This is a genomic window from Mesorhizobium sp. M1A.F.Ca.IN.022.06.1.1 (assembly GCF_003952605.1).
GTDB lineage: Bacteria > Pseudomonadota > Alphaproteobacteria > Rhizobiales > Rhizobiaceae > Mesorhizobium.
The window spans coordinates 3,177,421-3,190,930 of sequence record NZ_CP034455.1 but is presented as its reverse complement, the minus strand read 5'-3'; the positions used below and the strand labels follow the sequence as shown (position 1 = coordinate 3,190,930).

Sequence of the window (13,510 nt, the reverse complement as noted above, 5' to 3'; positions counted from 1 at the left end):
CGGGGATGGGGCTGCGTGCCAGTGGTCTGCCTGTCCGACTTCGTCCCGAAGGAAGGAAGGCGCTTATCCCACAGACGATTTTTCACTTCTCAAGCGCTGCGAATCAGCGCCGTTGCTTTAGTGGCCAGCCGTCCTCGCCTTCTACGAGGCAGGCAATGAGGAGCAGCGCCGTTTGGCTAGCACGCGACGCGTCTGGAGCCCGGACTCGTTTCACGTGAAACACCATCCGCCGCATCCTGCCGTTGTTTCACGTGAATCATCCGGAGCGCACAGCCGCCCCGCGTCCCACGTAAATCACTTGCCGATGCAGAACTGGGAAAAGATGACGTCGAGCATATCCTCGACATCGACAGCGCCGATAATTCGCCCAAGCCGGTCCGTGGCCACCCGCAACTCTTCCGCGCGCAGCTCCAGGCTTTGCCCCGACAGCGCCGCCAAGAGAAAATCCTTCGCCTCCTCCAGCAGCTCGACATGGCGGAGCCTCGACGGCAAGATATCACCGGCCCCTCCGACTGCGGCAGCGGCGCGACCCGCAATCTCGTCCAGCAGTTCCGAAATTCCGATACCTTCCTTGGAAGAGATGGCCAAATCATAGGCCCCTCTACGCGCTCCCATGAGATCGGTTTTGGTCCCGATCCTCAGGAGCGGAACACCTGTCGGAACCGCGCCGACGGGCTGTGGATCGACCATATCCTCCAGCAGCAAAACCAGGTCGGCGCCACCGGCCTTGGCACGCGCTCGTTCGATGCCGATCGTCTCCACCTTGCCGGCGGCCTCGCGCAGGCCTGCCGTATCGACCACCCGCACTCTCATCCCGTGGAGGTCCAGCACCACCTCCAGCAGGTCGCGCGTGGTGCCTGGCTCGTCGGTGACGATTGCCGCCTCGCGTTGGGCCAGGGCGTTGAACAGACTGGACTTGCCGGCATTCGGCGCGCCGAGGATGACGACCTCGAAGCCATCGCGAATGATCTCGGCCGACCTGAACCCCTGAATGTGGCGTTCGATCTCGTCGGCCATCGCCGCCACATCGGTCCAGACTGCCTTCGAGACCGAACCCGGCACATCCTCCTCGTCAGCGAAGTCGATTTCCGCCTCGATCATTGCTCGAGCATGGATCAACCGCCGGCGCCACCCCGAATAGAGCTCGCTCTGCGCGCCCTCGGCGTTACGCACGGCAAAGCGTCGCTGCGCCTCCGTCTCGGCATTGACGAGGTCAGCCAGCGCCTCGGTCTCGACCAGATCGAGCTTGCCGTTGAGAAAGGCGCGCCGCGTGAATTCGCCAGGCTCGGCATGTCTGACGCCGGCAAAGCCCGTGAGCGTTTCCAGCATTTTTGCCGCAACGGCGCGGCTGCCGTGTACATGGAACTCGCCAACGTCCTCGCCGGTGAAGCTGCTAGGTCCAGGAAAGAACACGACAAGCCCGTGATCGATGACCGAACCGTCCGCTGCCATCAGCTTGCGCAACGTGGTAAAGCGATCCTTAATACCGCCACCGACAATCGTTTCGAGTACGAATCGAGTCTTGGGGCCGGAGATGCGGATTACGGCGATGCCGGCGGGCAGGCGACCGCTCGACAGCGCTACGATACTTTCCTTCGAGGTTGCCATTTGCCCGACCTGCCGAACCACCCTAGGTATCTTCTTTCAGGCGCCGTTCCGGACGTCAGCCGTAGCTTTCCCGGAATTGCCTGCTCATCAACCAAGCCGAGCCGCTCATTGTGACCTTGCCCGCGCGAAACCTGCTTGCCGAAGAGGCCAGCCCCTATCTGCAGCAGCACAGCGACAATCCCGTGCATTGGCGGGGCTGGTCTCCGGCCGCCCTTGCCGAGGCGAAGGAACTCGGACGGCCGATCCTGCTGTCCATCGGCTATGCCGCCTGCCACTGGTGCCATGTCATGGCCCATGAAAGCTTCGAGAACGATGCCGTCGCCGCCGTCATGAACCGCCTCTTCGTCAATATCAAGGTCGATCGCGAGGAGCGCCCGGATATCGACCAGATCTACATGGCGGCACTCCATGCCATGGGCGAGCAGGGCGGCTGGCCGCTGACCATGTTCCTCACCCCCGATGGCAAGCCTTTCTGGGGCGGCACCTATTTTCCGCGCGAGGCGCGCTATGGACGGCCGGGCTTTGTCCACGTGCTGGAGGCGGTCGACAAGGCCTGGCGCGAGAAGCAGGAGAGCCTTGGCCAAAGCGCCGACGCGCTGACGACCCATGTCGAGCAGCGGCTGGCCGGCGCGAAGGGAAAGGCGGTGCTCGACCGCGGCACGCTTGCCGATCTTGCCGGCCGCATCGAGGGCATGATCGACCCCGATCTCGGCGGCTTGCGCGGCGCGCCGAAATTCCCCAACGCGCCCTTCATGCACAGTCTGTGGCTGTCCTGGCTGCGCGACGGCCAGACCGCCCATCGCGACGCCGTGCTCATCAGCCTGGAAAAAATGCTCGCCGGCGGCATCTACGACCATGTCGGCGGCGGTCTCAGCCGTTACTCGACCGATGCCGAATGGCTGGTCCCGCATTTCGAGAAGATGCTTTACGACAACGCCCAGCTCATCCGCATGTGCAATTGGGCCTTCGCGGCAACAGGCAATGAGTTGTTTCGCAAGCGAATCGAGGAAACCGTGGCCTGGCTGCTGCGGGAAATGCGCGTCGAGGGCGGCGCCTTCGCCGCCAGCCTCGATGCCGATAGCGAAGGCGCGGAGGGGTTGTTCTACACCTGGAGCGGGGAAGAGGTTGAAGCCGCACTCGGTGCTGATTCCGCTCGCTTCTTCCAATATTTCGAGCTCGCCGCTCCGCATGGCTGGGAAGGCAAGCCCATCATCCGCCACAGCGAGGCACAGCAGCGCCAGGGAATCAGCGATGACGCTCAGCTCGCAGCGCTGAAGGCGAATTTGCTAGCTGCCAGAGAAAATCGCGTCAGGCCCGGCCGCGACGGCAAGGCGCTTACCGATTGGAACGGATTGATGATTGCGGCCCTCGCGGAAGCGGGCCGCTCCTTCGGGCGAGCCGACTGGGTGGACGCCGCCGTCAAGGCCTTCGCCCACATCGTCGAAGCCAGCAAGGACGGCCGCCTGCCGCACTCGATGCTCGGCGACAAGAAGCTTTTCCCGGCGCTGTCGAGCGACTATGCCGCCATGACCAACGCGGCGATCGCGCTGTTCGAGGCAACCGGCAGTTCTGCCTATATGGACCATGCCCGGCAGTTCATCGATCGGCTCGACCGCTGGCATCAGGATCCTGAAAAGACCGGCTATTATCTGACGGCGTCCGACAGCGTCGATGTGCCGATCCGTATCCGCGGCGATGTCGATGAGGCAATCCCCTCCGCCACCGGCCAGATCGTCGAGGCGCTGGTCCGGCTCTCGTCCCTTACCGGCGATCACCATCTTTGGGCAAAGGCATGGACGACAGCCGAACACGCCATGGGTCGCGCCGCGCAGCAAGCCTACGGCCAGGCCGGCATCATCAACGCGTGCGCGCTGGCGCTCGAACCGCTGAAGCTCGTCATCATAGACAAGCTTGATTCCTCAAGCCTTGTTCCGGTGGCGAATCGAAGTTCCGATCCACGCCGGGTCGATGTCGTACTGCCCATCGGTACGGAAGCGAATCAACCGCTTTTGCCGGGCGGCGTGCTGCCGCCGACGGACAAGCCGGGAGCCTGGTTCTGCAGCGGACAGACATGCCTGCCGGCGGTTACGGATGCGGGCGAGTTGGAGAAGCTGTTGCGGCGGGAATAAACAGCTTCGTCTCCTCGGTTTGACCCAGGATCTATGTCGCGGCGCTTCCGACGAATGCGGCGGTGCGGAATTCTGCACCGCCGCAAAGCTCAAAAAACAACGGCGTGGACTTAGGGTTCTGCGCAGCGTCGCCTCGCTCCTTGCTCCGCCTTGTATGCCGAAGAAAGGACCGGTCCCTCGGCGCCCGATCAGGTATTCATCGAATCGAAGAAATCCGCGTTGGTCTTGGTCTGCTTGAGCTTGTCGATGAGGAATTCGATCGCATCGGTCGTTCCCATCGGCGCAAGGATCCGGCGCAGCACGAAGATCTTCTGCAGATCCGAACGCGGCACCAGAAGGTCCTCCTTGCGGGTCCCGGACTTGAGGATGTCGATCGCCGGGTAGATGCGTTTGTCGGCCACCTTGCGGTCGAGCTGGATTTCACAGTTACCGGTGCCCTTGAACTCTTCGAAAATGACTTCGTCCATGCGGCTGCCGGTGTCGATCAGCGCGGTGGCGATGATGGTCAGCGACCCGCCTTCCTCAATGTTGCGGGCGGCGCCGAAGAAGCGCTTCGGACGCTGCAGCGCGTTGGCGTCGACACCGCCGGTCAACACCTTGCCGGATGACGGCACCACGGTGTTGTAGGCGCGTCCGAGGCGGGTGATCGAATCGAGCAGGATGACGACATCGCGCCCATGCTCGACCAGGCGCTTGGCCTTCTCGATCACCATTTCGGCGACCTGCACATGGCGCGCTGCCGGTTCGTCGAAGGTCGAGGAAATGACTTCGCCCTTGACCGAGCGCTGCATGTCGGTGACTTCCTCCGGACGCTCGTCGATCAGAAGAACGATCAGGTAGCATTCCGGATGATTGGCGGTGATCGAGTGCGCGATGTTCTGCAACAGCACCGTCTTACCGGTGCGCGGCTGAGCGTTGATCAGCGCGCGCTGGCCCTTGCCGATCGGCGCCACCAGGTCGATCACACGCGGCGAGATGTCCTTGGTCGGGGGATTGTCGACCTCCATCTTCAGCCGCGAGGTCGGGTAGAGCGGCGTCAGATTGTCGAAGTGGATCTTGTGCCGGATCTTCTCCGGATCATCGAAATTGATGGTGTTGACCTTGAGCAGCGCGAAATAACGCTCGCCTTCCTTCGGGCTGCGGATCGGCCCTTCGACCGTGTCGCCGGTCTTCAGCGAAAAGCGCCTGATCTGCGACGGTGAAATGTAGATATCGTCGGGACCTGGCAGGTAATTGGCGTTGGCCGAGCGCAGGAAGCCGAAACCGTCCTGCAGCACCTCGACCACGCCTTCGCCGATGATCTCGACATCCTGGATGGCGAGCTTCTTCAGGATCGCGAACATCAGCTCCTGCTTGCGCATGACGCTGGCGTTCTCCACCTCGAGCGATTCGGCGTAAGCGATCAGCTCCGGCGGCTTCTTATTCTTGAACTCTGCGAGTTTCATTTCTTGCATTAGATGGACTCTGGGTAGGCTTTGGGGAGAAAAAATCGGCTGGATGCGACAAATGCCGGGCGCGGCCGAAAGCGAGAAAGGGGCGGCGCATGACGGGAAGGAAGACCCGTCTTTTATCGTCGGTCGCCTGAAAGAGCAAGCCGCCTTTTGCCGGGTGTGGGGAAGCCTCAGAACGGCTTCACGATGACCAGGATGACGATGACGATCATCAGCAATGTGGGGAGTTCATTGACGATCCGCCAGTGCCTCGCCGGCTTTTCGTTCTTGTCCTCGGCAAATTTTCTCACCGCGCCGGCGAGATAGCCGTGCAGACCCGAAAGCAGCAGCACGGCGAGGATCTTGGCGTGCAGCCAGCCGCCCTGGAAACCGAAGCCCTTCCAGGCGAGCCAAAGCCCGAACACCCAGGTCACGGTCATCGCCGGGTTGATGATGGCGCGCAGCAGCCGGCGCTCCATCACCTTGAAGGTCTCGGACTGCACGGAGCCTTTCTCGGCGTCGACATGATAGACGAAAAGCCGGGGCAGATAGAGCATCCCGGCCATCCAGGCGATGACGGCAATCACATGGATTGCCTTCGCCCAGGGATAGAAGCTGTCCGGCGCCACAAGGAAGAGCAGGGCGGTCAGGACGACCAGCAGGACGATGCCGATCAACATGCGCTTCATCGCTTGGCCGGCGCTGTTCTCGTTGATCGTCTCTGTCATCGATGGCTCCGCACCATTTTCACCATGGCCTCGACATGTGCCACAGGCGTTTCCGGCGTGATGCCGTGGCCGAGATTGAAGATCAGCGGCCCGTTGCCCAGCGTGCGAAGGATGGCGTCGACGCCGTCGGCCAGCGCCCTGCCGCCGGCAACCAGGCGAAGCGGATCGAGATTGCCCTGCACCGCGCCTTCGCTTTGCAATTCCTTTGCCATCGACAGCGGCACGGTCCAGTCGAGCCCGAGCCCGGTGATCCCGGTCTTCTTCCTGTAATCGCGATAGCGCTCGCCGGCGCCCTTGGGAAACCCGATCACCGGAACATCCGGACGCGCGGCCTTCACTTGCCGGACAATCTCGGCAACGGGCTCGATGCAAAACGCCTCAAAGGACGCTTCATCGAGAACGCCCGACCAGGAGTCGAAAATCTCCACCACATCGGCGCCGGCCTCGATCTGGCGGATGAGATAGGCGGCCGAATGGTCGGCCAGTATCTTCAGGAGCCGCGCAACGGCCTCCGGCTCGCGATAGGCGAAAAGCCTGGCCGGTCCCTGGTCCGGTGTGCCGTGGCCGGCAATCATATAGGTCGCCACCGTCCAGGGCGCGCCGCAGAAGCCGATCAAGGTCGTTTCCACCGGAAGCTTCGCACGCAGACGGCGGACGGTTTCGTAGACCGGTTCGAGATTCACGTGAAACGTTTCGCCGTCCAGGCCCTCGATTTCGGCTGCCGCAATCGGCTTGAGGATCGGCCCGTATCCCTCTTCGAAGCGGACATCTCGTCCCAGCGCATCGGGCACAACCAGGATATCGGAGAACAGGATCGAAGCATCGAAGCCGAAGCGCTCGATCGGCTGCAGCGTCACCTCGACGGCAAGATCCGGATCATAGCAGAGATCGAGGAAAGAACCGGCCCGCTTCCGGGTCTCGCGATACTCCGGCAGATAACGCCCTGCCTGGCGCATCATCCAGAGCGGCGGCGGTGAAACCGTCTCGCCCTTGAGGACGTCCAGCATGATCCGTTTCCCAGCCATCCAGTGCTCGCCCTCTCCAGGTCTCTTAAATCAAATATCTATTTTAAAAGAGTCTTCTGATTCTAAGAGTCTGTTGGTTGTGGTGGTTGCGACCTGTCCCGCCTGCCGCTCGAAAAGGCCAGTCAGCATATTGTCGCGCAGCCGCTTTCTCAATTTGGAGCGATCTGGGGACGAACTGGATTCAGGCTTTCGAGTCAGCGCCTTGGCTCTTCTGCTGCGGACCTCGAGCTGTGGATGATATCGGCCAAGAAAAGTTGATCCCCGGTTTTGTCCCCAGCGCCCCGACAAAGCCTACAGCGGGGCGAATTGTGGACAAGGTGGCATCTGATACAGTCGCCTTCGACGTCACGACCTTTCTGTCCAACCTTGTCCACATCTGCCCACAGTCTGGAACCAACTCTTGTGAACAAACCCCAGAGCTTCTTCCATCTGCATCTGATTTCCGACGCCACCGGCGAGACGCTGCTGGCGGCAGGCCGCGCCGCCTCCGCGCAATATAAGGACGCGCGCGCCATCGAGCACATCTATCCGCTGATCCGCACGGAAAAGCAGGTCGCCAAGGTGTTCGAGGATATCGAGGAGGAGCCCGGCATCATTCTCTACACCGTCGTCGACCAGAAGCTCGCGCGCAGCATCGACGAGCGCTGCGCCGCCATGGGCCTGCCCTGCGTTTCGGTGCTGGAGCCCGTGCTCAGCGTCTTCCAGTCCTATCTCGGCACGCCGGCCGGCCGGCGCGTCGGCGCCCAGCATGTGCTCGACGCCGAATATTTCCGCCGCATCGATGCGCTGAACTTCACCATGGAACACGACGACGGCCAGTTGCCGGCCAACATGGACGATGCCGATGTCGTGCTGATCGGCATCTCGCGCACCTCCAAGACGCCGACGAGCATCTATCTCGCCAATCGCGGCATCAAGACCGCCAACATTCCGATCGTGCTCGGCGTGCCGCTGCCGGACAGCCTGATTAACGCCACGACGCCGCTGATCGTCGGCCTCGTCGCCACGGCCGAGCGCATCTCGCATGTCCGCCAGAACCGCATCCTCGGCAACAGCAACAACTACGTGCCGACCGACTATGTCGACCGCGCCGCCATCGCCGAGGAGCTCGCCTATGCGCGTCAGCTCTGCACCAGGCATGGCTGGCCGATGATCGACGTCAGCCGGCGCTCGATCGAGGAAACCGCGGCGGCGATCGTTGCCCTGCGGGGCAAGACGCGCTAGGGCAGGCGATATAAGTGAGCATTCCGTCCTGAGAGAAGGTGGCTCGGCGCATAGCGCCGAGACGGATGACGGGCGCTGGACGGATCGCAACCGTTGGTGAACCAGTATGGCCGGCAAAATCGTCCTCGCTTCGGGCAGCCCGTTCCGCAAGGCAATGCTTATCAATGCCGGGCTCGACATCGAGGCGGTGCCGGCAGACGTCGACGAGCGCGCGCTCGAGGCGCCCTTGCAGGACAGCGGCGTGTCTCCCGAGGATGTCGCTTCGATCCTTGCCGAAGCCAAGGCGACCGAGGTCAGCGAGCGCCGGCCGGGCGCGCTGGTGCTCGGTTGCGACCAGACGCTGTCGCTTGGCGACGAAATCTTCCACAAGCCGGCCGATATGGAAGGGGCGCGGAGGCATCTCCTGGCCTTGTCGGGCAAGACCCATCAGCTGAACAGCGCCGCCGTGCTCTGCCGCGATGGCGAAGTGCTGTGGCGCCATGTCGGCATCGCCAGCCTCACCATGCGCAAGCTCGATCCCGCCTTCATCGGCCGCCACCTGGCGCGCGTCGGCGCCAAGGCGCTGGCGAGTGTCGGCGCCTACCAGATCGAGGGCGAGGGCATCCAGCTCTTCGAAAGGATCGAGGGCGACTATTTCACCATCGTCGGCCTGCCGCTGTTGCCGGTGCTGAAGGAGCTGCGCGCATTGGGAGCGATCGATGGTTGAGAAGCGGGCCTTCGTCACCGGCCACCCGATCGCGCATTCCCGCTCGCCCAAGATCCACCGCTACTGGCTGGAGGAATACGGCATCGACGGCAGCTACCAAGCGATCGACGTTCGGCCGGAGGATTTCGCAGCATTCCTGAAATCACTCGGCGAGAATGGCTATCGCGGCGGCAATGTCACCATCCCGCACAAGGAAGCAGCCTTCGCCTTGGTCGAACGCCGCGACGAGGCCGCCGAAGCCATCGGCGCGGTCAACACGCTGTGGCTGGAAGACGGCGTGCTGTGGGGCGGCAATACCGACGCTCTCGGCTTTGCCGGCAATCTCGATGAACACGCCCCCGGCTGGGCGGCGAATGGTCCGGCCGTGGTGTTGGGCGCGGGCGGTGCCTCCCGCGCCGTCATCTACGCCCTGAAGGACCGAGGTCTCAACGACATCCGCATCGTCAACCGTACGCTGGCAAGGGCTGAGGAACTCGCCGACCGGTTCGGCGCCGGGGTTTCGGCGCATGGCGCCGGCGCGGTTGGCGAATTGCTTTCCGACGCCGGCCTGCTCATCAACACCACCGCGCTCGGCATGCATGGCAACGAGACCCTCGCCGCCGATCCGGCCGGTCTGCCCGGCCACGCCATCGTCACCGACATCGTCTATGTGCCGCTGGAGACGCCGCTGCTTGCTGCCGCCAGGGCGCGCGGCCTGAAGACGGTCGATGGCCTCGGCATGCTGCTGCACCAGGCCGTGCCCGGCTTCGAGCGCTGGTTCGGCAAGCGGCCTGAGGTGACGCCGCGATTGCGGCGCATGATCGTCGCCGACATCGAAGCGCATTGATATGATCGTGCTCGGCCTCACCGGATCGATCGGCATGGGCAAGTCGACCACGGCAAAGATGTTCGCCGAGGCCGGCGTTCCGGTGCATGATTCCGACGAGACCGTGCATCGCCTCTATGCCGGCAAGGCAGCACCCCTGGTCGAACGAGCCTTTCCCGGCACGACAAAAGCGGGCGTGGTGGATCGCGCAAGGCTGGCCGAGACAGTGCTGGGCGATCCCGCCGCGCTGAAAAAGCTGGAGGCGATCATCCATCCGCTGGTACGGGCCGACGCCGATGCATTTTTGGCTCGGCATCGTGCGGCCGGGGCGCCGATTGCGGTGCTCGACATTCCGCTGCTGTTCGAGACCGGCGGCCGCAATCGCGTCGACAAGGTCGTGGTCGTCACCGCGCCGGCCGAGATCCAGCGCGCCCGCGTGCTCGCCAGGCCCGGCATGAGCGAAGATAAATTCGCTTCCATCCTCGCCAAGCAGGTGCCTGACGCCGAGAAACGCCGTCAGGCGGATTTCATCGTCGACACCGGCCAGGGTTTTGATGCCGCACGTGCGGCGGTGGCAGCCATCGTCAGCGAATTGACCGGGGATAAGTCCGGCAAAAACGCTTCCTGACGGCCGCTGTCAGCAGTCCCCATTGCCATTTTGTTCCGGTTTGTGATTCTGCTCTTTAGAGCGGATTGATTCGAATGCGTGAGATCATCTTCGATACCGAAACCACCGGCCTCGATTTGCGCGACGACCGCATCATCGAGCTCGGCGGCGTCGAGCTGGTCAACCGTTTCCCGACCGGCCGCACCTTCCACAAGTTCATCAATCCGCAAGGCCGCGCCATTCACGCCGAGGCGCAGGCCGTGCATGGCATCAGCGCGGCGGATCTGGCCGGCAAGCCGACCTTCGCCGAAATCGCCGAGGAATGGCTGGCCTTCACCGACGGCGCCAAGCTGATCGCCCACAACGCCACTTTCGACCTTGGCTTCCTGAACCTCGAATACAGCCGGCTCGGTCATCCGGCCATCGATCCCGGCCGCATCGTCGACACGCTGGCGATCGCGCGCCGCAAGCATCCGATGGGTCCGAACTCGCTGGACGCGCTTTGCCGCCGCTACGGCATCGACAACACCCGCCGCACCAAGCACGGGGCGCTTCTCGACTCCGAATTGCTGGCCGAGGTCTATATCGAGCTCATCGGCGGCAAGCAGGCGGCACTGGTCCTGGAAACCGTGGCCGTGCAGGTGAACGGCAGCGGCGAAGTCGCCGATATCGACATTTCGATCGGCGCAAGGCCGATCGCGCTGCCGCCGCGCCTCACCGAGGCGGATCGGGCGGCACATGCCGGGCTGGTCGGCACGCTCGGCGAAAAGGCGTTGTGGCTGAAGGTGGTGGCCGCAGGGTGAGCGGGGCGCTCCGGCGCCAACCGACGCGATTGGCCGAACCGCCATCCCTTCATCATACCCGGGCTTGACCCGAGTATCCATGCCGTGACCCTTGCGCAGAGTGCAACGGCGCTAACGTCGCTCCGCTCCTTGCTCGGCCCCAAATTGACGACCTAACGAATGTCGTCGCTAATCCAGACGTCTCAAGAAAAAGCCCGGCGCGAAGCCGGGCTCTCGATACGATGGGTGGCGCGCCGCCTCAGCTCACCTGGACCTTGCTGGCGGCCTGGTCCTCGGCGATGCGCTGCTGGAACATCTGCGCGAAATCGATCGGGTCGAGCATCAGCGGCGGGAAGCCGCCGTTGCGGGTGGCGTCCGCGATGATCTGGCGCGCGAAGGGGAAGAGCAGCCGCGGGCATTCGATGAACAGGATCGGCAGCATGTGCTCCTGCGGGAAGCCGCTGATGGCGAAGACGCCGCCATAGACCAGTTCGACGTTGAACAGCACTTCCTGGTCGAAGGAGGCCTTGGCATTCAATGTCAGATTGACGTCGAACTGCTTGTCCGAAAGCGGGTTGGCGTTGACGTTGACATTGATGGCGATGCCCGGGCCTTGTCGCGGCCGCGCAGCGAATTCGGCGCGCCGGGGCTTTCGAAGGACAGGTCCTTCACATATTGCGCAAGCACGTTGAGCGAGGGCTGTTCCTGTTTGCCGTTGCCATTGGCGGCGGCTGCCGCGGCATCATCATTGCTGGCCATTAGCCTTTGTCCTTTTGCCTGGGCAGCATTGCTGACCGGATTGAAATCGGGGGTTCGCTATCATGCTCGGCAGGACAAGACAAGTTTTGCGCGCCGCCTGAAACTGCGCAGCCGTTTTGGGGCGACGGCGCGCATGAGACAGCTATTCGAGCGGACCCTGAAGAGAGCTAGTCGTCTTTCAGCCGCCGCCAAGGGGAATTGTGATCCGGCCCGCGCTTGTAGTCGTCCTGGCGCGAAAAGTCGCTGTCATCGAGATCGATGACCCTGTCGCGGCGGCGGGCCGAAAAGCCGCTGCTGAAGCTGGTCGCCATCACGATGCGGTTCTTGAGCAAGCGCCAGGCAAGATCGCGCACCGGCGGCAGGAGCAGCAGGATAGCGACAATGTCGGTGATGAAGCCCGGAATGATGAGCAGGAGTGCCGCCAGCACGATCATCGCGCCATGCGCGAGTTGGCGGCTTGGATCGCGCCCGGCATCCATTTCCGTCCGCACCCGCGCCATCACGCCGAAACCCTGGTGCCGAAGCAGGAGGCTGCCGGCAATGGTGGAGAGGATGACGAGCCCGATCGTCGCCAAAGCGCCGACTTCGCGGCCGACGATGACGAAGCCGGCGATCTCCAGAAGCGGCAGCAGGAGCAGGAACAGGGGAATGAACGAAATGCGCAAATTGAGACCGGTCGCTTTCTTCTTTTGCGGGCCTCGCGGGAAATCGCCGCTGGCACTGGGACCTTTAGATAGGTATGGCTGGCTTTGATTTGAATGATTGCGCCCGCCGTTCTATATGCTTTGGGTAATGAACGCTATGCGACCGCCGCCATTCTAGGGGCTCTGGTGGTCCGGCCTGGACAGGGATCGAATTGGCGGAAGATATGGGTTTCTTCGACTTCGGCACGATTTTCTTTTTGATTGCGGCGGTTGTGATCTTCTTCCAGCTTCGCAACGTGCTGGGCCGTCGCACCGGAAACGAACGCCCGCCCTTCGATCCTTATTCGGCAAGCCGCACGCGCGAGCAGGATGCGGCGCAGAAGTCCGAGAATGTGGTGTCGCTGCCGCGCAAGCGCATGCCGGGGGAACCGGCGGCGGAGACCTATGCCGCGATCGACGCTTTCGCCAAGCCGGACAGCGATCTCAACAAAGGCCTGCGCGCGATCAAGGACAACGATCCGTCCTTCGATCCCAAGACCTTTATCGACGGCGCCAAGATGGCCTACGAAATGATCGTCATGGCCTTTGCCGACGGCGACCGCAAAACGCTGAAGAACCTGTTGTCGCGCGAGGTCTATGACAGCTTCGTCGCCGCGATCGGCGAGCGCGAGGCGAAAGCGGAAAAGATCCAGTCTTCCTTCGTCGGCATCGACAAGGTCGATGTCGTCGCCGCCGAGATGAAGGGCACCGAGGCGCATATCACGCTGCGCATCGTCAGCGAGCTGATTTCGGCGACCCGCGACAAGGTCGGGGCCGTCATCGACGGCGATCCGGAAAAAGTCGCCGAGGTCAAGGACGTCTGGACCTTCTTCCGCGATACCCGGTCGCGCGATCCGAACTGGAAGCTGGTCGCCACGGAAGAAGAAGATTGACCTAGAGCATGATGCCGAAAAGTGTGGAGCGGTTTTCGGACGCCATCATGCTCCATCTCTTTAATATGGAGCCGGATTCAGATTTCAGGTCGATCCGACATGAAATCATCCGGCTCTAGGTGGCGGCTGTC

Annotated in this window: 12 protein-coding genes and 1 pseudogene; 7 read left to right on the top strand and 6 right to left on the bottom strand. The window is 62.8% G+C overall.

Annotated elements, in window-relative coordinates; genetic code table 11:
• Positions 1-294: 294 nt before the first annotated feature.
• Positions 295-1,608 (bottom strand): tRNA uridine-5-carboxymethylaminomethyl(34) synthesis GTPase MnmE, encoded by a 1,314-nt coding sequence (mnmE, locus tag EJ078_RS15150; protein WP_127215709.1) that lies wholly within the window; start codon positions 1,606-1,608, stop codon positions 295-297.
• 110 nt (positions 1,609-1,718) lie between these two features.
• Between mnmE and EJ078_RS15145 the strand changes: the two genes are divergently transcribed.
• Positions 1,719-3,737 carry a thioredoxin domain-containing protein gene (locus EJ078_RS15145; RefSeq protein ID WP_127215710.1) on the top strand — a complete coding sequence of 673 codons (2,019 nt, stop codon included), beginning with the start codon at positions 1,719-1,721 and terminating at the stop codon, positions 3,735-3,737.
• 188 nt (positions 3,738-3,925) lie between these two features.
• Here EJ078_RS15145 and rho read toward each other — a convergent pair whose 3' ends face one another.
• The 3 genes from rho to hemE form a co-directional block, all read right to left on the bottom strand.
• Positions 3,926-5,191, bottom strand: a complete 1,266-nt coding sequence (gene rho / locus EJ078_RS15140) for a transcription termination factor Rho (RefSeq protein WP_082953824.1) — start codon at positions 5,189-5,191, stop codon at positions 3,926-3,928.
• Positions 5,192-5,358: 167 nt separating this feature from the next.
• The gene (gene hemJ / locus EJ078_RS15135) at positions 5,359-5,895 is read right to left on the bottom strand and encodes a protoporphyrinogen oxidase HemJ (RefSeq protein WP_095825109.1); all 537 of its coding nucleotides are present in this window, start codon (positions 5,893-5,895) and stop codon (positions 5,359-5,361) included.
• On the bottom strand, positions 5,892-6,920 hold the full coding sequence (hemE, locus tag EJ078_RS15130) for a uroporphyrinogen decarboxylase (RefSeq protein WP_208720731.1): 1,029 nt from the start codon (positions 6,918-6,920) through the stop codon (positions 5,892-5,894). The genes hemJ and hemE overlap by 4 nt, the downstream gene beginning before the upstream one ends.
• Before the next feature lie 402 nt (positions 6,921-7,322).
• Here hemE and EJ078_RS15125 point away from each other — a divergent pair, with 402 nt between their 5' ends.
• The 5 genes from EJ078_RS15125 (at position 7,323) to dnaQ (ending at position 11,065) form a co-directional block, all read left to right on the top strand.
• Positions 7,323-8,144 (top strand): pyruvate, water dikinase regulatory protein, encoded by an 822-nt coding sequence (locus EJ078_RS15125; RefSeq protein WP_127215712.1) that lies wholly within the window; start codon positions 7,323-7,325, stop codon positions 8,142-8,144.
• A 106-nt stretch (positions 8,145-8,250) separates the two neighbouring features.
• Positions 8,251-8,850: a Maf-like protein gene (locus EJ078_RS15120; RefSeq protein WP_067323506.1), complete on the top strand. Its 600-nt coding sequence runs from the start codon at positions 8,251-8,253 to the stop codon at positions 8,848-8,850.
• Positions 8,843-9,676, top strand: coding sequence for a shikimate dehydrogenase (locus EJ078_RS15115; RefSeq protein ID WP_127217283.1), 834 nt, complete (start codon positions 8,843-8,845; stop codon positions 9,674-9,676). The genes EJ078_RS15120 and EJ078_RS15115 overlap by 8 nt, the downstream gene beginning before the upstream one ends.
• 1 nt (position 9,677) lies before the next feature.
• A complete protein-coding gene (gene coaE, locus EJ078_RS15110; RefSeq protein ID WP_127217282.1) occupies positions 9,678-10,283 on the top strand; it encodes a dephospho-CoA kinase in 606 nt (201 codons plus the stop codon).
• Positions 10,284-10,357: 74 nt separating this feature from the next.
• Entirely contained in the window at positions 10,358-11,065 is a 708-nt protein-coding gene (gene dnaQ, locus EJ078_RS15105; protein ID WP_095825105.1) for a DNA polymerase III subunit epsilon, read from the top strand.
• 238 nt (positions 11,066-11,303) lie between these two features.
• On the opposite strand, the pseudogene secB reads toward dnaQ, so the two are convergent.
• Both secB and EJ078_RS15095 read right to left on the bottom strand, forming a co-directional pair.
• Positions 11,304-11,803 (bottom strand): annotated as a pseudogene (gene secB, locus EJ078_RS15100) (protein-export chaperone SecB).
• 167 nt (positions 11,804-11,970) lie between these two features.
• Positions 11,971-12,468 carry an FxsA family protein gene (locus EJ078_RS15095; RefSeq protein WP_067323499.1) on the bottom strand — a complete coding sequence of 166 codons (498 nt, stop codon included), beginning with the start codon at positions 12,466-12,468 and terminating at the stop codon, positions 11,971-11,973.
• A gap of 203 nt (positions 12,469-12,671) precedes the next feature.
• On the opposite strand from EJ078_RS15095, the gene EJ078_RS15090 reads away from it, so the two are divergent.
• Positions 12,672-13,379, top strand: a complete 708-nt coding sequence (locus EJ078_RS15090) for a Tim44/TimA family putative adaptor protein (protein WP_066991466.1) — start codon at positions 12,672-12,674, stop codon at positions 13,377-13,379.
• The last annotated feature ends 131 nt before the right edge of the window (positions 13,380-13,510 follow it).